A 19,838-nucleotide genomic window follows, 5' to 3' on the forward strand; every position below is an offset into this window, starting at 1 on the left:
GGTGTTGGACCTATGCCGAGACGGACACGAACCGCTTGCCGTCGGTGTTGACGATCTCGATGGCTTCGACGTCGCCGGGTGCGACCAACGCGGCCCCGTCCAGGGTTGTGCCCTCTTGAGCACCCCGCGTCGACACCAGCCAACTGCCAGCTTCCTCACGCGAGCCATCCTTGCCGACCACGATCACCCGGCAACGTTCCCCGGCAGGGATACCGGTCACCGCGATGTTCAGACGCACCCACCCAGCGGCGGGCACGACCTTTGCGGTCAGCCGAGTACCTGTGTTCGGATCGCTACCTGAGAGGAAACGCGTTCCTTCAATCTGCGGCTCGGTGGGGCTAACTGTCACCGTTGTCTGTGCCTGCGGTGTGCCCGTCGACCGGCCGATGACGATGCCGGTACCGAGAACAGCGGCGATGACAACAGCCGCAGCGACGCTTGCGATCGCTATAGAGCGGTTCCGTGAGGCGTTGGACTCCGAGCGGACCTGGCGCAAGGTGCGCGCCAACAGGAGGTCCCCGTCGTCCGGTGGCCCGTCCAGCAACGCCTCCGGCGGCAGTTCACCCGCCATGTCTCGCACCTCCTCTAGCGCGTGCAGTTCCGCGCGGCAGTCGGCGCAGCCCGTCAGGTGCCGCTCCACCTCACCACGCTCGTCGTCGTCCAGCACGCCCAGCGCGTAGGCGCCGAGCAGCGGGGTCTCGTGTGCGCTCATGCGGGCGTCCCTTCCAGCGCGGCTCGTCCGGACATCGCCGCGCGCAGCGCCCGCAGCGCGTAGTGCGACCTGGACTTCACGGTACCGGGGGCGATGCCCAACTCTTGAGCGGTTTCGGCCACGCTCCGGTCGCGGAAGTAGATCTCCACGAGCACCTTGCGGTGCTCCTCGGACAGGCCCTCGATCGCGGCGAGCACGCTCATGGAGTCCGCCACCTGCTGCGAGTGGTCACCGGTCACCGGAACCGCCGACGGCGACTCGGCGACCTCGGCAGGCCTGGCCGCCTTGGCCCTGGCCTTGTCCACGATGAGGTTCCGGGCGACGGTGAACAGCCACGCGCGCACCGACCCCTCCTTGGTCAACAGGTTGTCCGCGTGTCGCCACGCCCGCACCAGTGTCTCCTGGACGACGTCTTCGGCTGCCGCCCGATCGCCGGTGAGCCGCACGGCGTAGGCCAGCAGGGCCTTGCCGTGTTCCTCGTAGAGCGAGCGGACCAGCGCCTCGTCCCTCGATGTCGCCCGTGTCCGGGCGAACAGCCTCGCCATGCCGACTCCCTGTCCAACGGCGTCCGGTTGCGCTTTCCCAGCAGACACGGCCGCCGGGCCGCCAAGGTTCGAACTATTTCCCGACTAGCAGCGTTGGCCCGAGTTGACGCAGGTCACGAGCTCAGCCATGGCCTCGTCCGTGCGCACGTTGACGAAGTGCGCGTGATCGGAGGCGGCCGCGCGGTCGGCGACCTCCGGGAAGCTGTCGATCGTGAACTCGCTGTGCTCGGGTAGGTCGTAGCCGACCTCTATGCGCAGTTTCGGCACGGGGAAAGTGGCGCGCGGGCACCATCCGTCTGCTGCGGGGAAGCGCAGGTGCGACTTGTGGTCAGCGCTGTCTGTGCTCTTGCCGTCCCAGCAGCTCGGGAACTCATAGACCCGCAATGTGCGCGTTCCCGACGGGCAGGTGGGGTAGGCGGAGGCGAGGCGATCGGTGAACCCGGCACAGGTCCACGTACCGCGCACAGTTGAGGCTGCCTTGGCGTCTCCGGTGACTGTGCGGAGGAAGCGCGGCATGGCCACGACCTCGCTCACGGGGCTGCCGAGGAAGGTGATGGTCACCGACTCCGGGGCGCGGACCTCGCTGTGGTGGCCGCCGAGGCGCAACACGGGCCAGTAGTAGGTCGACAGGTCGCCGTCGCGGCAGGTGGTCTTCGCGGATGAGAGGACGGCGTCGGTGCTGAAAGCGTCAGTGGCCAGGTTGCCGACGTAGTCGTGCAGGTGGTGGGCGCCGTCGCGGACCCCGGGTGAGGCCACGAGGTTGTCCGAGTTGCGGTGCGCCTCCTCGTTGCGGCCGCAGTCGACCACGTAGCTCCCGGTCGAGGCGGCCCCGGTCGCCATCGCCGTGGCGACCGGTGGCACGGACCTGATGTCGATCTGCTCGGACGGCGCGGCGGCACAGCAGGCGGCGAGCGCGCCGACCAGGGCCAGCGCCCAGAGGCGAGTCACATGATCACTTTGAGGCGGGGCCACGACCACGCAGTGAACACGATCGAGCCTGCGGGTGGCGGCCGAGTGAATGGGCTGCGCCGAATGCCCCAGTACACACGAACGGGTGGTCCCGCGTCGCCGGCGCGGCCACCACCTCCACAAAACCCACCCCTCCGGTGTTCTTCACAGTAGAAGGATGTGGCCGCCGCCGGTGGTCCACAACGGAGAGGGGGAGTTCGACGATGACGTGCACGGCGCTGAGGAATCCTTGGTGCGCCAACGGGACCGGCGTGCGGTGGCCAGTCCGTCCACTGTGGAGGAAATGGTGGGCGCGGCTGCTCCGGCTCGTCCGCTCAGCCGCGCTCCAAGACGAGGCCGACCCCGAGGCCCGCCGCCGCGCTCACCCCGGCGACCCCGAAGTGGCCCGCGCGGCGCTCCAGTTCCTCCAGGCACCCGCCAACCATGATCGCGCCGGTCGCGCCGATGGCGTGGCCCATGGCGATCGTGCCGCCCGCGGGGTTGAGCCAGTCCGGGCCCGCGTCGAACGCCCGCCGCAGCCGCAGGCACAGCGCGGCGAAGGACTCGGCGAACTCGAACACGTCCACCTCGTCCACCGTCACCGCCGCTCGGCGCATCGCCCGCTCCATGGCGTCCTGGCCCGCGGTGAGCATCGTCACCGGGTCGCTCGCGACCACCGCCGAGGCGGCGACCCGTGCCCGCGGGGTCAGCCCCAGTCTGCGCGCGGCGCGGACGTCGCCGATCAGCACCAGGGCGGCCCCGTCGGCCAGGGCGGGGGAGGTGGCGATGGTGTGCCGGTGCTCGATCCGGGTCGGGTGGCCGCGGTTGGCCAGCGCCAACTCGTCCTGGCCGTCGGCGCCGATGCCCGCGAACGCGGGCGGCAGAGCGGCCAGGGCGGCGCGGCTGCTGTCCGGGCGGACGAGCTCGTCGTGCGCGAGTCCGCCCACCTCGACCAGCGAGCGGGCGAACGCGCCCGACCGCCAGGCCGCGGCGGCCTTGTGCTGCGACTCCAGCGCGTAGCCGTCGAGCTCGTCGCGGGAGAAGCCGTCGAGGGTGGCGTTGAGGTCGGCGGCGACACCCATGTGCACGGCACCGGTGCGCCGCACCACTTCCGCGTCGGTCCACAGTGGAGCCCGATCGGTGAAGGGCGGTACCCGCGACGTGCTCTCCACACCGCCCGCCACCACCAGGTCCACCTCGCCGGAGCGGATCCTGGCGGCGGCCAACGCGATCGCGTCGATCCCGGCGGCGCAGAAGCGGTTCACCACCACACCGGGCACGCCGTGGCCCCAGTCGGCCAGCAGCGTCGCCGTGCGGGCCAGGTTGCCGCCCTGCTCGCCGACCTGCGAGGCGCAGCCGAGCACCACGTCGTCGACCGCTGTCGGGTCCAGCCCCCGCTCGACCAGCGCGTCCAGCAGGGGGACCAGCAGGTCCAGCGCGGGGAGGTGGTGCAGGGCGCCGCGGGCTGAGCCGCGCCCGCGCGGCGTGCGGACGTAGTCGAGCAGGTAGGGCTCACCCACCGCACACCCCCTCTTCCGGAGCCTGGCCTGGTCACCGCCCCAGTTGTAGTCTCGGATTCCCGGCACTGGCAACCGCCGGGACCTCGCCGCGGTCGGGCCGTTGCCGGTGGCGGCAGACAATGCCGGTGGCGGCAGACACTGCCAGCGGTGGCGGAGCACTGCCGGTGGTGGCCGATACCGCCGGTGGCGGTGGACCCTGCCGGTGTCGGTGGGGCACCCGGCCTGGTGGTGGGGTGGTCGCGGCGCCGAGTTGGGGGGTCCCAAGTGGAGGTGGAGATCCTCGGCCGGGTCCTGAGCACGTTGCCCGAGCACGACGACCACCCGTACCGCAGCGGGCCGTGGCGGCCGCAGACGGTGGAGCGGGCGGCCACCGACCTGGAGGTCATCGGCGAGATCCCGGCCGACCTTGACGGGGTGTACCTACGCAACACCGAGAACCCGGTGCACCCGGCGGTGGCGACCTACCACCCGTTCGACGGTGACGCGATGGTGCACGTGGTCGGCTTCCGGGACGGGAAGGCGTTCTACCGCAACCGGTTCGTCCGCACCGAGGGGTTCCTGGCCGAGCAGGAGGCGGGGCGGTCGCTGTGGGCGGGGATCGCGGAAGCCCCGGAGAGCGCGCCGCGGGCGGATGGCTGGGGTGCGCGCGGTCGGATGAAGGACTCCGCCAGTACCGACATCGTCGTGCACGCCGGGGTCGCGCTGGCGACCTTCTACCAGTGCGGTGAGCCGTACCGGATCGATCCGTTGACGCTGGACACCTTGGGGAGGTCGGCGTGGGCGCCCGCGGGTGGGGTGTCGGCGCACCCGAAGGTGGACCCGGTCACCGGGGAGCTGTTGTTCTTCAACTACGGGAAGGAGGAGCCTTACCTGCACTACGGCGTGGTCGACGCCGATGACCGGTTGGTGCACTACACCGGTGTCGAGTTGCCCGGGCCGCGGTTGCCGCACGACATGGCGTTCACCGAGAACTACGCCATCCTCAACGACTGCCCGCTGTTCTGGGAGCCGGGCCTGCTGGCCAAGGGGGTGCACGCGGCGCGGTTCCACCCCGAGTTGCCCACTCGGCTGGGGGTGTTGCCCCGGCGGGGTGGCGGGGACCGGATCCGGTGGTTCGAGGCCGATCCGACGTTCGTGCTGCACTTCGTCAACGCCTACGAGGACGGCGACGAGATCGTGGTCGACGGGTTCTTCCAGTCCGACCCGGAGGGGCGGGCTGGGCGGTGGCCCGGTGATCCGGCGTACGCGCGGTTGTTCCGGATGCTGTCGCTCGACGGCATGGGGACCCGGTTGCACCGGTGGCGGCTCGACCTGGTCACCGGGCGCACGCGGGAGGAGCGGCTCAGCGACGACATCACCGAGTTCGGCGTGATCGATCCGGGTCGTGCCGGTCGACCCCACCGGTACGCCTACGCCTCGACCGGGGAACCGGGGTGGTTCCTGTTCGACGGTGTGGTCCGGCACGACCTGCGCACCGGGGACCAACAGCGCTACCGCTACGGTGCTGGGGTGTTCGGCAGTGAGACCGCCGTGGCGCCGCGGCCAGAGGGGCGTGGTGAGGATGACGCTTACCTGATCACGATGACCACCGACATGAACGCCGACCGTTCGGAGTGCCTCATCCTCGACGCCGCCCGGATCGGTGATGGGCCGCTCGCCCGCGTTCGGTTGCCGGAGCGGGTCAGCAGCGGGACCCACAGCACGTGGGCGCCTGGGGCGGACCTGCCCGGCTGGTCGGACGCCGAGGACCCGGCGGCGGCGCTCGGGTTGGCCGGGGCGCCGGGATCCGGGTCGGCGGAATCCCGGTCGGTGGGGTCCGGGTGGGCGGGGTCTAGGTCGTCGGGGTCCGGTTGGGTGGGGTCTGGGTGGGCGGGGTCTGGATCGGCAGGGTCTGGATCGGCGGAGTCTGGGTCGGCGGGGTCGTCGAGGGCTCGCCGATGACGGTTCGTGGTGGGCGACGGGGGCGGCTGTGATCGGATCGGTCGTCGTGGCGGCCGGTGCGCGGGGTGTCGTGGCGGGGTTGCCCAGGTGATGGTGCATCCGCCGGATCGGCCCAGTGAGCTCGGCGTGGGCGGGGACAACGCCATCGCCTACGCGGTGGGGACCGTGGCCGACGAGTGGACGCTGTTGATCCTGCGGTACGCGTTGCGCGACGGCACCCGGCGGGTCGGGGACTGGCAGCGGTTGTTGCCGATCTCCAACGCCGTGCTGCGGTCGCGGCTGCGGCACCTCAGCGATGTCGGTGTGCTCGTGCCGGAGGGCGAGCGGGGGCAGCGGGAGTTCGCGCTCAGCAGGCGCGGGGTCGGGCTGTGGCCGTTCCTGCTGAGCGTGTGGGCCTGGGAGCTGACCTGGGCGGGTGGGACGCGCCCCGGCCTGCCGCGGATGCGGCACACCGCCTGCGGCGCGGTGTTCACCCCGGTGCTGGTGTGCCGCACCTGCGGGGTGCCGGTCGCGCCGCGCGAGGTGGCCGCCGAGTTCGGGCCGAGCGGGTCGTGGCCGCGGTCGACGCCGACGGCGACGATGCGGCGGCGCTCGAGCGGGTCGACGAGCCTGGGGCCGGGGTTCTTCCCGCAGAGCCGGGCGGTGCTGGGCGACCGGTGGTCGGCGACCATGCTCGGGGCCGCCTACCTCGGCGCGCGGCGGTTCGCGGACTTCCAGCGCAGGCTGGGGGCGCCCGCGACCGTGGTGGCCGAGCGGCTGCGCACGTTCACCGCGCTCGGGGTGCTCGCCCCGTCCGAGGGCCCCGAGCCGCTGGCCCGGTCGCACCACCACCTCACCGACAAGGGGCGGGCGCTGTTCCCGGTGGTGATCAGCGCGCTGGACTGGGGGCAGCGGTGGTTCGTCGCGCCCGAGGGGCCCGCCGCCGTGCTCGACCACGGTGGGCACCGGTTCGTGCCGGTCCTGGTGTGCTCGGTGTGCGACGAGGCGCTGGCAGGCCGCACGATCGAGGAGGTCCCCGCTGACTGATCGGATCGGCGTGCAACCCCAGGGTGACCGGGATCCGTCCTGAGGGCATGAAACGCCTAGGAACCAGCATTGGCGCAGGCGTTCTGCTCACGGTGTTGACCGCGTGCGCCGGACAGGAGACCGCCAGCCCGCCGCCGGACCCCGCGTCCGCGCCGCCGACCTCGTCGTCGGCCGCGATCCCGCCGGGTGTCCCGCCGACCGAGTCCACCGAGCCGGACCGCCAGCCCGCGCGGACACCCCCGTCGGGTGGCACCGAGGTACCGGCCGGGCAGATCGACGCGACCGGGGTGGTCGAGGACTACCCGACGGTGGTGTGGACCGAGAACGACGGCACCGATGTCGGTGTGGTGGCCCAGGAAGGCGGCTGCGGCAAGGCGAGCGCCGAGGTCGCGGCGCAGACCGCGACCCAGGTCGTGATCACGCTGGTGGAGACCCAACCCGCCAAACCCGTGCAGTGCACGATGGACCTCCGGTTCCCGAAGCTGTCGGTGAACCTGGACAAACCGCTGGGGGAGCGCAAGGTCGTGCTCAAGAGCGAGCAGCGGGTCGGGTAATTCCCTTTACACCGACCACATAAACCGAACATCCTCCCCCCGGGTGCCCCGGTCGGCATTGCCCCGCCGACCGGGGCACCGTTGCGCGTCCGTGCAACCGCGACGGTGTCCGCTACCGTCCTGGGACTATGAAGACCACTCTGTCCACGGCCGTCGCGGCCCTGGCCCTGCTCGTGCTCGCGGGCTGCGGCGGCGCGGCCGACCAGGCCGACCAGGCGCCCGCGCCGGGCACCACCCAGCCCGCCTCGGCCGCACCCACCACCGAGGGCTCGCAGCCCCCGCAGACCGGCCCCGCGCCGACCAAGCCCCAGGTCCCGCAGGTCACCATCGCCCCGGACGGCAAGGTGAGCGTCCCCGCCGGGTTCAAGGAACTGCCCGCCAAGCAGGTCAACGCCAAGGCCCTCCCGGAGAGCTACAAGGAACGCCGCGTGTGGGCGTCCGAGGACGGCAAGTCGCTGCAGCTGGTCGGCATCGCCAGTGACTCGTGCGCGGGCGTCGATGCCCAGGTCCTCGAGGCGACCGAGGCCGTCGTCAAGGTCTCGCTGGCCCCGATGACCTCGCCGCAGGGCGGCACCGAGGGCAAGATGTGCGCCACCGTGATCACCCCGCGCCCGGTCGAGGTCCCCCTCGAGCAGCCCGTCGGTGACCGCACCGTCGAGGTCGTCGCGGGCGGCTGAGCCCACCCCGCCGCAGTACCGCGGTACCCACGTCCCCGAGGTCGGGGCAGCCAACCCTGTGGTCTGCCCCGACCCCAAAAACCGCTACCGCGCGGGCCACCCGCCGTAGGGGACGGTGAGGGCCTCGAGGTAGTGCCCGTCGGGGTCCACGAAGTAGACGCCGCGCCCGCCGTCGTTGGTGTTGATCTCATCGGGCCGGTTCTGCGCCGGGTCGGCCCAGTGCGCGATGCCGCGCGTGGTGATCCGCGCGTAGATCTCGTCGAACTCGGCCTCGCTGACCAGGAACGCCAGGTGCGTCGGCGCGAAGTCGGTGCCCGGCTCGGCGTAGTCGAGGCTCACGCCGTTGGCGAGGGTCACCGCGTAGAACGGGCCGAACGGCACCGGGGCGGGCAGCCCGAGCATGTCGGCGAGGAAGTGCGCCGCGGCCCGCTTGTCGCGCGCGGGAACGATTGTGTGGTTGAACTGGATCGCCATCGAAGGTGGGGTCCTCGCGTCTCGGTACCTCCATGCCGCGGCGTTGACCGCCCCGGCACGCGATACCCCTCGATGCAACACCGGGGGCCGCGCGCGGTCAAACGCGCGGCCCGAACCTGCCGCTACTTGCGAAAGGTCACCTGCAGCGTCGGTGTGCTGGTCCCGGCGAAGAAGTCGTTGCCCTTGTCGTCGACCACGACGAACGCCGGGAAGTCCTCCACCTCGATCCGCCAGACCGCCTCCATGCCCAACTCGGCGTACTCCAGCACGTCGACCTTCTTGATGCAGTCCTGCGCCAGCCGGGCGGCCGGGCCGCCGATGGAGCCGAGGTAGAAGCCGCCGTGCGCGCGGCAGGCCTCGGTGACCTGCTTGGAGCGGTTGCCCTTGGCCAGCATGACCAGCGACCCGCCCGCCGCCTGGAACTGCTCGACGTAGGAGTCCATGCGCCCGGCCGTGGTGGGGCCGAACGAGCCGGAGGCGTAGCCCTCGGGGGTCTTGGCCGGGCCCGCGTAGTACACCGGGTGGTCGCGCAGGTACTGCGGCATCGGCTCGCCCGCGTCCAGCCGCTCCTTGATCTTGGCGTGCGCGATGTCGCGGGCCACCACCAACGGGCCGCTCAGCGACAGCCGCGTCTTCACCGGCAGCGTGGCCAGCGTCGCCCGGATCTCGGCCATCGGCCGGGTCAGGTCGATGCGCACGACCTCGTCGGAGAGCTCCTCGCCGTGCACCTCGGGCAGGAAGTGCGCCGGGTCGCGCTCCAGCTGCTCCAGGAACAGGCCGTCCGGGGTGATCTTGGCCTTGGCCTGCCGGTCGGCCGAGCAGGACACCGCGATGCCCACCGGGCAGGACGCGCCGTGCCGGGGCAGCCGGATCACCCGCACGTCGTGGCAGAAGTACTTGCCGCCGAACTGGGCGCCGATGCCGAAGTCGCGGGTCAGCGCCAGCACCTGCTGCTCGAGGTCGACGTCGCGGAAGGCGTGGCCGAGCGGGGAGCCCTCGGTGGGCAGGGTGTCCAGGTAGCGCGCCGAGGCCAGCTTGGCGACCTTGAGGTTCTGCTCGGCCGACAGCCCGCCGACCACGACCGCCAGGTGGTAGGGCGGACACGCCGCGGTGCCCAGCGAGCGCAGCTTCTCGTCGAGGAACGAGGCGAGCCGCTTGGGGTTGAGCACCGCCTTGGTCTCCTGGTACAGGAACGTCTTGTTCGCCGACCCGCCGCCCTTGGCCATGAACAGGAACTCGTACACCGGGTCGGTGCCCGGCTTGGTGTGGATGTCGATCTGCGCGGGCAGGTTGGTCCCGGTGTTCTTCTCGTCCCAGAAGGTGACCGGGGCCATCTGCGAGTACCGCAGGTTCAGCTCCTGGTACGCCTCGTAGATCCCGCGCGCCAGCGCCTGCTCGTCGGTGCCGCCGGTGAGCACGGTCTCGGTGCGCTTGCCCATCACGATCGCGGTACCGGTGTCCTGGCACATCGGCAGCACCCCGCCCGCGGCGATGCACGCGTTGCGCAGCAGGTCCATCGCCACGAACCGGTCGTTGCCGCTGGCCTCGGGGTCGTCGACGATCGCCCGCAGCTGCGCCAGGTGCGATGAGCGCAGCAGGTGCTGGATGTCCTTGATCGCCTCCTTGGCCAGCGCGGTCAGCGCGGCCGGGTCGACCTCGAGGAACCGCCGACCGGCGGCCTCGACGACGCGCACCCCGTCCGGGCTGACCAGCCGGTACTCGGTGGTGCGGTCCTGGCCCAGGGGCAGGACATCGGTGTAGTCGAAGTTCGTGGTGGTGGTCACGATGAGCGGGCTCCCTTGCACGCGTCCGGATCCGCAAAACGTACTCCTCGGCGCCGCCTCCGCCGGGGTGCTCCGCACGTGGTCCTGGCCACGCGGGCGCGCTGCGGTCCCGGCCCGGCCGCGAAACCGGGTGCGCGCGGCGCTATCGGCTATTTTCGGACATAAGCGGGATGGTTTTATCCCGGCTTTGAGAATGCTTTTATCCATACCGCTGCCCTGCTTGTCGGAAATGCCGAGCGGCTATTCTTTGCTTTCGGTGTGCCGAGCGCGGAGGAGTCACGTGGCTGGCGTTGTTGGTGACTGGGACGCCGTGTCGCGCGAGATCAAGCGGCGGATGGACGAGCGGGAAATGAACCAGGCCGCGCTCATCGAGAAATCCGGCATCTCGAAAGCGGTCGTCGCCGAACTGCAGAACAACACGAAGCGGCGGACCCGATCCGACCACGTGCTGCGCGCGCTGTCGGAGGCGTTGGGCCTGCACCCGGAACACCTGCGGCACATCGCGCAGGACCGCGAGCCGCAGCCGCTGGGCGAACCCGCCATCCGCTCCGACGCCGACATCGCGGGCAGGCTCGACGCGCTCGACTACCGGGTGGCCGAGATCAAGCAGATGCTCGGCGTGCTGACCGACGCGATCCTCGGTGGCACGACCTTCACCACCGTCGACGTCCGCGGCACCGACGACCGGCAGGACTAGCGGACCGGCACGACCAGCGGGGCCGACCGGACTGGCGGGGCCGCACATGCCGGAAGGCCGGGGCGGCCCCCGGCCGTCCCGACCTCCCGTCGCGGGCGGCGGAGGACTCCAGTATCGAGTTCCGCGCCGCGTGGTGTGTGTGGGTGTGTGCTCACTACGCTGCCGTGACTCGCGTCACATGTCAACGCCGCTATCCGTGTGATGTCGCGAACCGGACCGCCCCGGTTCGGCCGGGGTCAGCTGGCGTAGGCGCGCAGCTTCTCGGCCCGCTCGCCCTGGCGCAGCTTGGACATGACCTCGCGCTCGATCTGGCGGACCCGCTCGCGGGAGAGGCCGAAGCTCTTGCCGATCTGGTCCAGGGTGCGCGGCTGGCCGTCGTCGAGGCCGTAGCGCAGCCGGATGACCGACTGCTCCCGCTCGTCGAGGGTGGCCAGCACCCGGCGCATGTCGTCCTGCAGCAGCCCGGAGATGACCGCGCTCTCGGCGTCGGTGGCCTCGCCGTCCTCGATGAAGTCACCGAGCGGGGCGTCCTCCTCCGCGCCGACCGGCATGTCCAGGCTCACCGGGTCGCGGGCGTGGTCGAGCAGGTCGGCGACCTTCTGCGGGGTCAGCCCGGCCTCCTTGGCCAGCTCGTCCTTGGTGGCCTCGCGGCCGAGCTGCTGGTGCAGGTCGCGCTTGATCCTGGCCAGCTTGTTGACCTGCTCCACCAGGTGGACCGGCAGCCGGATGGTGCGGCCCTGGTCGGCCATGCCCCGGGTGATCGCCTGGCGGATCCACCACGTGGCGTAGGTGGAGAACTTGAAACCCTTGGTGTAGTCGAACTTCTCCACCGCGCGGATCAGACCCAGGTTCCCCTCCTGGATCAGGTCCAGCAGCGGCATGCCGCGACCGGTGTAGCGCTTGGCCAGCGACACCACCAGGCGCAGGTTCGCCTCCAACAGGTGGTTCTTGCCCACGTGCCCGTCGGCGATCAGCGCGCGCAGCTCGGCGCGCCGCGCCGGGGACAGCTCCGGGGAGGTCTCGAGCATGTGCTGCGCGAAGACCCCCGCCTCGATGCGCTTGGCCAGCTCCACCTCCTGGGCGGCGGTGAGCAGTGCGGTGCGCCCGATCCCGTTGAGGTAGACGCGCACCAAGTCGGCCGCGGGGCCCTGCGCGTCGAGGTCGGCCTCATAGGTGAGCTCTCCCGGCTCACGCTGCTGCGGGACCGTCATGGTGCTCCCTCCCCCTGTAGGTGGTTCTGCCTGTCAAACGTGGCGGGGGGTGGATTCGTTCCCGTGCCCTCCCACTGTGATGACGTCGCCGGGCGCTCTGGCGTTGTTCAGGTTTGCCTGAGGTTTCGCTGAGAACCCGGGTGCCGGTCACGGCTCACGGTGGCAGTGCGGGATCCGGTGTCACATCAACCTTTGGGCGGAAGGTCAAGTCAACCGTGTGGGTGAGTACGACCGTCTAACGGCGACGGTCAGTGCGGTATGCCCCGGTTCAGAGGTCGATCAGAACGGTGAACGGTCCGTCGTTGACGCTCTCCACCGCCATGGTGGCGCCGAACCTGCCGGTGGCCACCCGCGCGCCGCGGGCGCGCAGCGCGGTGATCGTCGCGGCCACCAGCGGTTCCGCGTGCTCCGGTCGGGCGGCCGCGGTCCACGACGGCCGCCTCCCCTTGCGGGTGTCGCCGTAGAGTGTGAACTGACTCACCACGAGTAGCGGTGCGCCGGTCGTGGCGCAGGACTGCTCATCGCGCAGGACCCGCAACTCGTGCAGTTTGCGGGCCATCGTCGCCGCGGTGTCCTCGGTGTCGGCCACATGCACGCCCAGCAGCACCAGCAACCCGGCCTCGGTGATCTCGCCGACGGTCTCCCCGTCGACGACGACCTTCGCCCGGCTCACCCGGGCCGCGACGGCCCTCACCCGCGCACCCGGAACGGACTCTGGTCCGGTTGCCGCCTCACGCGCTCTCCTCGGGCAGCAGCATCCCGTGCGTCACGAGGTCGACCACGACCGGCAGCGCCGCTCGCACGACCTCGTCGGTCGGCAGGCCGTTGGCCGCCGCGAGCAGGCTCAGCAGGTCGCCCAGCGGCACCTGCCCCTGGCAGCCCGCGAGCAGCGCGGTGACCAGCTCATCGGTCTCCTGCTGCCAGCCGGGGCCGTCGGTGCGGTGCAGCCTGCGCACCAGCTCCTTCCAGCCGTCCCCGGTCGGCTCGGCGACGCGTTCCAGCACCACGGTGGGGGAGACGGTGAACCGCGTGCCCACCAGCCGCGCGGGGTCGGCGTTGGCGCGCAGCCAGGCGACCCGGTCCAGCCAGCCGCCCGCCTCGGGGCCCAGCGGGTCGTCGTAGGCGTGCCGCAGGTCCTCGCAGGCGACCTCGGTGTCGGTTCCGGTGGCCCGCAGCGTGACGAACCCGAACCCGACGCCGACCACGTCGTTGGCCTCGAACCAGTCCAGCCAGGCCGCCGCCTTCGCCGAGCCCTCGGCCGAGCGCGGGTCGATCCCGGCGTCGCGCAGCCAGGTGCCCACGTACATCGCGGGCTCGGCCACGTCCCGCTGGACGAACCAGGCGTCGACGCCCTCGTCGGGCAGCCAGCCGGTGACCCGCTCCGCCCAGTCCTCGCCGCGGCGGTGCAGCCAGGACGCCAGCAGTTGCCCGACCCCGCCCGGCGCCAGCACGTCCGGGAGCCCGCGCACCACGAGCGCGCTCGCGTCGTCGCCCGCGAGCCCCGAGTCGCGGTAGGTGTAGTCCACCCGGGGCGGGCCGACCACGAACGGCGGGTTGCACACCACCTGGTCGAACCGCCGCCCGGCGACCGGCTCGAACCAGGACCCGCGGGCGGTCTCCACGTCCAGCCCGTTGAGCCGGAACGTCGCCGAGGCCAGGGCCAGGCAGCGCGGCGACAGGTCGGTCGCGGTGATCCGCGCGGCGTGCCTGCTCGCGTGCAGCGCCTGCACCCCGCACCCGGTGCCCAGGTCGAGCAGCGAGTCGACCTCCCTGCGCACGGTCGCTCGCGCCAAGCTGAGCGAGGCGTGCCCGATGCCGAGCACGTGGTCGGTGCCCACGGGGCGGCCCGCCTGCTCGGCGTCGAGGTCGGCCACCACCCACCAGGACCCCTCGTCGTCGCCGTACGGGCGCAGGTCGAGCCCGGCGCGCGCGGTGTCGCCGGACACCGCCACCAGCCCCACCGCCGCGGCGTCGGCCAGGTCGAGCCCGCTGAGCGCGGCGCGCGCCCGCGCGAGCGGGACGGTGTCGCCGACCAGGAACATCCGGATGAGCGTCGCCAGCGGCCCGCCGTCGGCGGTGCGGCGGCGGGCGGGCTCGGGCTCACCGCGGCCGAGCGCGGCGTGCGCCTGGTCGCCCAGCGCCGCCACCACCCCGTCCGCGTCGTAGCCGACCACCCGAAGCGCCTCAGCCAAGCGCGCGCAGAACTCGTCCGAGAAGTGGGGAAGCACGCCCGAATGCTCGCACGCCACCCCGCCGCCGACCCGCGGGCCCGGGCCGCGCCCGGCGCCCCGTCCTGTGCCCTGTTCTGTGCCCTGTCCCGCACCCCGCTGGGTGCGCCGCTGCGCGCCCTGTCCGCTGTCCCCCATCGCATGACCGCAGGGTGACAGGGTTCGGCGCGCGGCGCGCCGAGTTGTCCACAGGGGTCAGCGGGTCATACGCGGGTGATGAGGTGGAAGTGGCCGGGGAGGCGGTAGCGGGCGACGATCTCGGCGCCGAGCAGCGTCGCGGCGTCGCGCGCCTGCCCGGCCGTGGGCAGCGGGCCCAGCAGCGACAGCAGGCCACCGGGGCGCAGCGGGGCGGTCACCGCGCGCAACAGCGCGACCGGGTCCTCGGCGTAGTGCAGCAACTCGTGGCACAGCACCACGTCGAAGTCGCCCGCGCGGAACAGCTCCGGCGCGTCCTCGGCGCCCGCTTGGGCCACCCGCACGGTCACCCCGCGCACGTAGGCGTGCGCCAGCGCGTCGGCGAGCATCGCGCCAGCCGGGTCGAGGATGGTGACCTCGTGGCCGAGCGCGGCCAGCGGCACGCCGTCCTCACCGCGCCCGCCCGCCACGTCCAGCACCCGGCACGGCTCGGTGAGGTGGCGGACCAGGTTGGCCTCGGCCATGCGGTGTCGGGTCGACGCCCCGAATCCCTCGACCGCGAATCCAGTCATAAACCATCTTCTTACCGGCAACCGGGGGATTCCCGATCCAGTTCTACCCGGATGGCGCAGTAGGCCCGCCGAGGTGAGAGGATGGTGGCCGGAGGTGGTGTCGTGAAGGGCTCCGAGCGGGACGACACCCCGGTTCTGATCACCGAGGCCGCGCCGTCGTACGAGGACCAGTTCGCCGCGCGCAAGCGCAAGTACATGATCATGATGGGCTTGCGCATCCCGTGCCTGCTGCTGGCCGGGCTCACCTACCAGACCTGGTGGCTGGCGCTGGGTTTCGTCGCCCTGTCGATCCCGCTGCCGTGGATGGCGGTGCTCGTCGCCAACGACCGCCCGCCGCGCAAGGTGGAGAAGGTCAACCGCTACCAGCGCGACCCCAAGGCCATCGATTCGACCGGTCGCGAGGTCATCGACGGCTGAGCGGCTGGGCGCCGACCTGGCCGACGGCCGCGGCACCCGCCGTCACCCCGGCGCGCAGCACCTCACGCGGTGTCGCGCCCGCCAACCACACGCGCAGCGCGCCCGCGTTGAACGCGTCACCGGCACCGGTGGTGTCGACACACTCCGTTGGCAGCGCGGGTTCCTCCACCACCCCATCGCGGTCGACCCAGTACGCCCCGTGTTCGCCGTGGGTCACGGCGGCAGCGCCAACGGTGTCGAGCACCTTCTGCCCACCTAGAGCCAGAAACTCGTCGTGGTTCGGTAGCAGCAAGTCCACACCGTTGAGCGTGGCCAGGAATGTGTCGTCGATCAACGCGGCTGATTGCGGGTCCACCGAGGTCGTCAGACCTGCGCTGCGCGCTGTGGCGAGGATGTCGATACCGGCTTGCCGGGTTGCCGCGTCCAAGAGCACGTATCCGGACAAGTGCAGGTGTTTGGCCTGTTCGAGCGGCGGTAGATCTGCCTGACGGAGAAGGGCGTTCGCGCCTCTATCCGGGAACATCGTTCGTTGGCCGGTGCCATCGACGAGCACGACCACACATCCAGTAGCCGCCGACGGATCAACGGTGAACAAGCACCTGACGCCCCGGCTCGTTAGGTCTGCCCGCACCTGGGCCGCGGCTGCGTCATCGCCGACCCGGGACACCAGCGTCACCGGCTCGCCGAGGTGGGCGAGCCAGGCGGCGGCGTTGGCACCGGCGCCTCCTGGCCTCAACGTGGTGGTGGCCAGAGTGTCGTCGCCCCAGGCGATAGGTGTGGAATGCCGGGTTACGACGTCCAGTGCTGTGTCACCAACGACGACCACGCCCACAGGAACCTCCGAAACCAAGTCGCGCCGCCATCGGACGATACGGTAAGAAGCACCCCCGCCACTCTGCGGCAACCGTCCCCGAAGGAGACTCGTGATGGCGCGTGTCCAAGCCGCGTTGATCGCGGCTGGGTTCCGCAGGCACGCGACCTACCGGCAGGCCACGTTCGCCGGGGCGTTCACCAACACGGTGTTCGGGTTCCTGCGCTGCTACATCCTGCTCAGCGTCGCCGCCGCCGCGGGCGGGGCCATGGCCGGGTACAGCGGCCCGCAGTTGGTCAGCTACGTCTGGCTGGGGCAAGGGCTGCTCGCCGTGGTGAACTCGTGGACCATGTTGGACCTGGCCGAACGGGTCCGCACCGGGGATGTCGTCGCCGACCTGCTGCGCCCGGTCGATCCACTGTGGACCTACCTGTGGACCGACATCGGCCGCGCGGGCTTCGCCCTGCTGACCCGGTTCGTCGCGCCACTTGTCGTGGGTGCCCTGGCGTTCGACTTCTATGTCCCCCAGAGCTTCTTGGCCTACCCGCTGTTCATCCTGTCCACGCTCCTAGCGATAGTCGTTTGCTTCGCTTGCCGCTACCTGATAGGCCTAACAGCGTTCTGGTTGCTTGATATCCGCGGAGTGACCATGTTCTGGGTGTTCGTCTCCGGTGCCGCTAGCGGGCTCTACTTTCCCCTGGCGGTGCTGCCGGACTGGCTTAGCACCACCTTGTGGGTCGCCACTCCCTTTCCTTCCTTGCTCCAAGCACCGCTGGACATCGCCGTCGAGCGAGGTGGCACTGGGCAAGCCCTCTTGGTGTGTCTAAGCCAGGCCGTCTGGGGCGTGCTCCTGTTCCTCGCTTGCCGATGGGCGCAGTCGCGCGCTGTGCGGAAGTTGGTGGTGCAAGGTGGCTGAGATCCTCGAAACGACGCGTGTCTATGGGCGGGTACTCCGCGCTCAAGTCCGCAGCCAGGCGCAGTACCGCACGTCCATGCTGCTGGAGATCCTCGGCAGCATGGTGGTCAACGGACTGGACATCGCCACGGTCTTCGTGTTGTTCAGCGTCACCGGCGCGCTCGGTGGCTTCAACGGCACCGAGGTCCTCCTGATGACTGCTCTAGCGGCCGCCGGGTTCACTGTGGGCGATCTGGTCGCGGGTAGTTCGGATCGATTGCGCGAGTACGTCCGCTCGGGGTTGTTCGACTCGCTGCTGGTGCGCCCTCTGTCGGCGTTGGTGCAGCTGGCGGTCATCACCTTCGCCTTGCGCCGTGTCGGCCGGGCGGCTCAGGGACTGGTGCTCTACGTCGTCGCCTTGTGTGTCGCCGACATCCCCTGGACGGTTGGACGCGTCCTGTTCGCTGTGATTGTCCCAATTTCGGGGGCTGTGTTCTTCGCGAGCCTGTTCATCGGTGGGGCTACCGTCGCGTTCTGGTGGATTGAGTCTGGCGAGGTCGCCAACGCGTTCACCTATGGCGGGCGTGACTTCACCTCTTACCCGAGCACCATGTACGGCGGCTGGTTCCGGGACTTGTTCACCCTTGGCCTCGGCTTCGGCTTCGTCGCCTACTTCCCGGGACTCGTCCTCTTGGGCAAACCAGACCCGCTAGGCCTACCGACCGCGGTTGCTTGGTGTTCGCCGTTGGTCGCTGTCATCGCCGCTTGCGTCGCCGCCGTGTTCTGGCGGATCGGCGTCCGCCACTACCGGAGCACGGGGTCATGATCATTTCAGCGCGGGGCCTGCGCAAGGATTTCACCGTGACCCGCAAGGTCGGGCGGCTCCGCAGGGAGCGGCACGTGGTGTCCGCTGTGGACGGTGTCGACCTCACCGTGGAACGCGGTGAGCTGCTCGGCTACATCGGCCCCAACGGCGCGGGCAAGTCCACCACGCTCAAGATGCTCACCGGCGTGCTCACCCCGAGCGGGGGAGAGGTCCGTGTCTGCGGCTTGGAACCGGTCGCCAAGCGCACCACGTTGGCGAGGCGCATCGGTGTTGTGTTCGGGCAGCGCTCTCAGCTCTGGTGGGACCTACCGCTGGAGGACTCGTTTTCCTTGCTACGGCACATCTACCGTGTCCCGGAAGGTGACCACGCGGCTCGGCTTAAGCAGTGTTCGGACCTACTTGGCCTTGACGAGTTTCGGCACACCCCAGTCCGACAGCTCTCTCTAGGCCAACGGATGCGCGGTGAGCTCACCGCCGCACTCTTGCACGGCCCCGAGGTGCTGTTCCTCGACGAACCCACGATCGGCCTCGACGTGCTCAGCAAGCAGGCCGTCCGATCGTTCCTCACTGACCTCGACCGGCGCGGCGACACCACCGTCGTCCTGACGACCCACGACCTCGCCGACATCGAGAAGCTGTGCCGCAGACTCGTCGTCATCGACCACGGGCACGTAGTGCACGACGGCACGCTCGATGAGCTGCATGCCCGCTATCGCTCCCGCCGCATCATCGTCGCCGACCTCGACACCCCCTGGCCGGAAGGTCTCACGCTGCCCGGCGCGGTCGTTACCTCGGTGGAAGCCGACGCGCGCCGAGTAACCCTCACACTCGATGGCGCAGCAGCAGGTGAGGTAGTCGCGGCTCTCGCGCAGGCGGTGTCACTACGAGACCTGTCCGTGCAAGAGCCGAATATCGAAGACGTCGTCTCTAGGCTCTACCGGGACGAAAGCTGAACGGCGACCTCTGCCGCTACCTGGGCGTTGTTAGCCACAAGTTCGGTGTTCGCGTTCAAGCTCGTCCCGCCGCTGCCGTTGTGGAAGAACTCCAACAACGCCGGGGTGACGTCCTTACCGCGAATCCCACGTTCCTGTAGCAACGCCATGCCTTCACTGAGCAGCCGGTCGTGCAGATCCCGGTCCAGCTCGTGTTCCACCGGGACAGGATTGACCAACAACACGCCCGATGACGTCACCGTGCGGTGCGCCGCGATCACCGCTGCGGCGTCGGCAGGATTATCCACCCGCCACGGCACGGTATGAGCTGACTCCCGCAGGTAGAAACCGGGGAAGTGGTCGGTGCGGTAGCCGACGACCGGAACCGACTTGGTCTCCAACACCTCGACCGTCGCGGCGATGTCGAGGATCGACTTGACCCCGGAGCAGACAACGGTCACCGGCGTACTCGCCAATACATCCAGGTCTGCCGAAACGTCCCAAGAGGCACTACCGGCCGGAATCGACAGATGGACCCCACCGAGCCCACCCGTCGCGAACACCGAGATCCCCGCGCGATGCGCCAACGCGGCCGTGCTCGCCACCGTGGTGGCGCCATCGCGCTTGAGGGCATAGGCAGGCCCTAGATCCCGCAGGGACAACTTAGCGAGGCCTGGCGAACACACCCGCTCCAGTTGCCCGGGCGTCAACCCGACGTGCGCCACGCCGTCCAGCACCGCGATCGTGGCGGGCACAGCGCCCGCCTCGCGCACGATCCGCTCCAGCCGGGCCCCGACCTCCAGGTTGCGCCCCTGAGGCAGCCCGTGCGCCAGCAGGGTGCTCTCCAGCGCCACCACGCCGCGCCCGTCGGACAGGGCGGCGGCGACCTCATCAGCGATTACCAGGCTCACCCGGACATCATGGCAAAGCGAG

Annotated in this window: 21 protein-coding genes; 9 read left to right on the forward strand and 12 right to left on the reverse strand. The window is 70.6% G+C overall.

What is annotated here, in order from left to right; translation table 11 throughout:
• Positions 1-10 precede the first annotated feature (10 nt).
• The 4 genes from LV75_RS00405 to LV75_RS00420 all read right to left on the reverse strand — a co-directional run bounded on the left by LV75_RS00405 (position 11) and on the right by LV75_RS00420 (position 3,725).
• Positions 11-712, reverse strand: coding sequence for an anti-sigma factor family protein (locus LV75_RS00405; protein ID WP_253884533.1), 702 nt, complete (start codon positions 710-712; stop codon positions 11-13).
• Positions 709-1,257 carry a sigma-70 family RNA polymerase sigma factor gene (locus tag LV75_RS00410; RefSeq protein ID WP_253884534.1) on the reverse strand — a complete coding sequence of 183 codons (549 nt, stop codon included), beginning with the start codon at positions 1,255-1,257 and terminating at the stop codon, positions 709-711. Before LV75_RS00410 ends, LV75_RS00405 begins: the two co-directional genes overlap by 4 nt.
• Positions 1,258-1,341: 84 nt before the next feature.
• On the reverse strand, positions 1,342-2,205 hold the full coding sequence (locus LV75_RS00415) for a DUF1996 domain-containing protein (RefSeq protein ID WP_253884535.1): 864 nt from the start codon (positions 2,203-2,205) through the stop codon (positions 1,342-1,344).
• Between the two features lie 335 nt (positions 2,206-2,540).
• Positions 2,541-3,725 (reverse strand): acetyl-CoA C-acyltransferase, encoded by a 1,185-nt coding sequence (locus LV75_RS00420; RefSeq protein WP_253884536.1) that lies wholly within the window; start codon positions 3,723-3,725, stop codon positions 2,541-2,543.
• Between the two features lie 264 nt (positions 3,726-3,989).
• On the opposite strand from LV75_RS00420, the gene LV75_RS00425 reads away from it, so the two are divergent.
• The 4 genes from LV75_RS00425 to LV75_RS00440 all read left to right on the forward strand — a co-directional run bounded on the left by LV75_RS00425 (position 3,990) and on the right by LV75_RS00440 (position 7,923).
• Positions 3,990-5,666, forward strand: coding sequence for a carotenoid oxygenase family protein (locus LV75_RS00425; RefSeq protein ID WP_253884537.1), 1,677 nt, complete (start codon positions 3,990-3,992; stop codon positions 5,664-5,666).
• A 90-nt stretch (positions 5,667-5,756) separates the two neighbouring features.
• On the forward strand, positions 5,757-6,692 hold the full coding sequence (locus tag LV75_RS00430; RefSeq protein ID WP_253884988.1) for a winged helix-turn-helix transcriptional regulator: 936 nt from the start codon (positions 5,757-5,759) through the stop codon (positions 6,690-6,692).
• 47 nt (positions 6,693-6,739) lie between these two features.
• Complete coding sequence (locus LV75_RS00435; protein ID WP_253884538.1) at positions 6,740-7,246, forward strand: hypothetical protein; 507 nt, start codon at positions 6,740-6,742, stop codon at positions 7,244-7,246.
• 128 nt (positions 7,247-7,374) lie between these two features.
• Complete coding sequence (locus LV75_RS00440; RefSeq protein WP_253884539.1) at positions 7,375-7,923, forward strand: hypothetical protein; 549 nt, start codon at positions 7,375-7,377, stop codon at positions 7,921-7,923.
• Positions 7,924-8,007: 84 nt separating this feature from the next.
• Here the strand turns inward: LV75_RS00440 and LV75_RS00445 are convergent, their stop codons facing one another.
• Together LV75_RS00445 and LV75_RS00450 are read right to left on the reverse strand one after the other, a co-directional pair.
• Positions 8,008-8,397 (reverse strand): VOC family protein, encoded by a 390-nt coding sequence (locus tag LV75_RS00445; protein ID WP_253884540.1) that lies wholly within the window; start codon positions 8,395-8,397, stop codon positions 8,008-8,010.
• 122 nt (positions 8,398-8,519) lie between these two features.
• Entirely contained in the window at positions 8,520-10,181 is a 1,662-nt protein-coding gene (locus LV75_RS00450; RefSeq protein WP_253884541.1) for a fumarate hydratase, read from the reverse strand.
• 280 nt (positions 10,182-10,461) lie between these two features.
• Here LV75_RS00450 and LV75_RS00455 point away from each other — a divergent pair, with 280 nt between their 5' ends.
• Positions 10,462-10,878, forward strand: a complete 417-nt coding sequence (locus LV75_RS00455) for a helix-turn-helix domain-containing protein (RefSeq protein WP_253884542.1) — start codon at positions 10,462-10,464, stop codon at positions 10,876-10,878.
• Between the two features lie 236 nt (positions 10,879-11,114).
• On the opposite strand, the gene LV75_RS00460 is transcribed toward LV75_RS00455, so the two are convergent.
• The 4 genes from LV75_RS00460 to LV75_RS00475 all read right to left on the reverse strand — a co-directional run bounded on the left by LV75_RS00460 (position 11,115) and on the right by LV75_RS00475 (position 15,024).
• Positions 11,115-12,089: a sigma-70 family RNA polymerase sigma factor gene (locus LV75_RS00460; RefSeq protein ID WP_253884543.1), complete on the reverse strand. Its 975-nt coding sequence runs from the start codon at positions 12,087-12,089 to the stop codon at positions 11,115-11,117.
• A gap of 268 nt (positions 12,090-12,357) precedes the next feature.
• Positions 12,358-12,783: a D-aminoacyl-tRNA deacylase gene (dtd, locus tag LV75_RS00465; protein ID WP_253884544.1), complete on the reverse strand. Its 426-nt coding sequence runs from the start codon at positions 12,781-12,783 to the stop codon at positions 12,358-12,360.
• Positions 12,784-12,820: 37 nt separating this feature from the next.
• On the reverse strand, positions 12,821-14,317 hold the full coding sequence (locus LV75_RS00470) for a DUF7782 domain-containing protein (RefSeq protein WP_253884545.1): 1,497 nt from the start codon (positions 14,315-14,317) through the stop codon (positions 12,821-12,823).
• Positions 14,318-14,520: 203 nt separating this feature from the next.
• Positions 14,521-15,024 carry a class I SAM-dependent methyltransferase gene (locus LV75_RS00475; RefSeq protein ID WP_253884546.1) on the reverse strand — a complete coding sequence of 168 codons (504 nt, stop codon included), beginning with the start codon at positions 15,022-15,024 and terminating at the stop codon, positions 14,521-14,523.
• 81 nt (positions 15,025-15,105) lie between these two features.
• Here LV75_RS00475 and LV75_RS00480 point away from each other — a divergent pair, with 81 nt between their 5' ends.
• Positions 15,106-15,441, forward strand: coding sequence for a DUF3099 domain-containing protein (locus LV75_RS00480; protein WP_253884547.1), 336 nt, complete (start codon positions 15,106-15,108; stop codon positions 15,439-15,441).
• Here LV75_RS00480 and LV75_RS00485 read toward each other — a convergent pair.
• A complete protein-coding gene (locus tag LV75_RS00485; protein WP_253884548.1) occupies positions 15,428-16,273 on the reverse strand; it encodes a carbohydrate kinase family protein in 846 nt (281 codons plus the stop codon). The genes LV75_RS00480 and LV75_RS00485 overlap by 14 nt on opposite strands.
• A 94-nt stretch (positions 16,274-16,367) precedes the next feature.
• Here LV75_RS00485 and LV75_RS00490 point away from each other — a divergent pair, with 94 nt between their 5' ends.
• Genes LV75_RS00490 through LV75_RS00500 form a run of 3 tightly spaced genes read left to right on the forward strand, consistent with a single transcriptional unit; the run spans position 16,368 to position 18,926 of the window.
• Entirely contained in the window at positions 16,368-17,168 is an 801-nt protein-coding gene (locus tag LV75_RS00490) for an ABC transporter permease (protein WP_253884549.1), read from the forward strand.
• Complete coding sequence (locus tag LV75_RS00495; protein ID WP_253884550.1) at positions 17,161-17,973, forward strand: ABC transporter permease; 813 nt, start codon at positions 17,161-17,163, stop codon at positions 17,971-17,973. The genes LV75_RS00490 and LV75_RS00495 overlap by 8 nt, the downstream gene beginning before the upstream one ends.
• Complete coding sequence (locus tag LV75_RS00500) at positions 17,970-18,926, forward strand: ABC transporter ATP-binding protein (RefSeq protein ID WP_253884551.1); 957 nt, start codon at positions 17,970-17,972, stop codon at positions 18,924-18,926. The genes LV75_RS00495 and LV75_RS00500 overlap by 4 nt, the downstream gene beginning before the upstream one ends.
• On the opposite strand, the gene LV75_RS00505 is transcribed toward LV75_RS00500, so the two are convergent.
• Complete coding sequence (locus LV75_RS00505) at positions 18,908-19,816, reverse strand: pseudouridine-5'-phosphate glycosidase (protein WP_253884552.1); 909 nt, start codon at positions 19,814-19,816, stop codon at positions 18,908-18,910. The two genes, LV75_RS00500 and LV75_RS00505, sit on opposite strands and share 19 nt — an antisense overlap.
• Between the last annotated feature and the right edge of the window lie 22 nt (positions 19,817-19,838).

Source organism: Actinokineospora diospyrosa (assembly GCF_024171925.1).
GTDB classification, from domain to species: Bacteria; Actinomycetota; Actinomycetes; order Mycobacteriales; family Pseudonocardiaceae; genus Actinokineospora; species Actinokineospora diospyrosa.

Bases quoted from the DNA above. Each gene is read 5' to 3' on its own strand.
- LV75_RS00405 (WP_253884533.1), bottom strand. From the start codon at position 712: ATGAGCGCACACGAGACCCCGCTGCTCGGCGCCTACGCGCTGGGCGTG.
- LV75_RS00410 (WP_253884534.1), bottom strand. From the start codon at position 1,257: ATGGCGAGGCTGTTCGCCCGGACACGGGCGACATCGAGGGACGAGGCG.
- LV75_RS00430 (WP_253884988.1), top strand. From the start codon at position 5,757: ATGGTGCATCCGCCGGATCGGCCCAGTGAGCTCGGCGTGGGCGGGGAC.
- LV75_RS00435 (WP_253884538.1), top strand. From the start codon at position 6,740: ATGAAACGCCTAGGAACCAGCATTGGCGCAGGCGTTCTGCTCACGGTG.
- LV75_RS00440 (WP_253884539.1), top strand. From the start codon at position 7,375: ATGAAGACCACTCTGTCCACGGCCGTCGCGGCCCTGGCCCTGCTCGTG.
- LV75_RS00445 (WP_253884540.1), bottom strand. From the start codon at position 8,397: ATGGCGATCCAGTTCAACCACACAATCGTTCCCGCGCGCGACAAGCGG.
- LV75_RS00460 (WP_253884543.1), bottom strand. From the start codon at position 12,089: ATGACGGTCCCGCAGCAGCGTGAGCCGGGAGAGCTCACCTATGAGGCC.
- LV75_RS00475 (WP_253884546.1), bottom strand. From the start codon at position 15,024: ATGACTGGATTCGCGGTCGAGGGATTCGGGGCGTCGACCCGACACCGC.
- LV75_RS00480 (WP_253884547.1), top strand. From the start codon at position 15,106: ATGGTGGCCGGAGGTGGTGTCGTGAAGGGCTCCGAGCGGGACGACACC.
- LV75_RS00490 (WP_253884549.1), top strand. From the start codon at position 16,368: ATGGCGCGTGTCCAAGCCGCGTTGATCGCGGCTGGGTTCCGCAGGCAC.
- LV75_RS00500 (WP_253884551.1), top strand. From the start codon at position 17,970: ATGATCATTTCAGCGCGGGGCCTGCGCAAGGATTTCACCGTGACCCGC.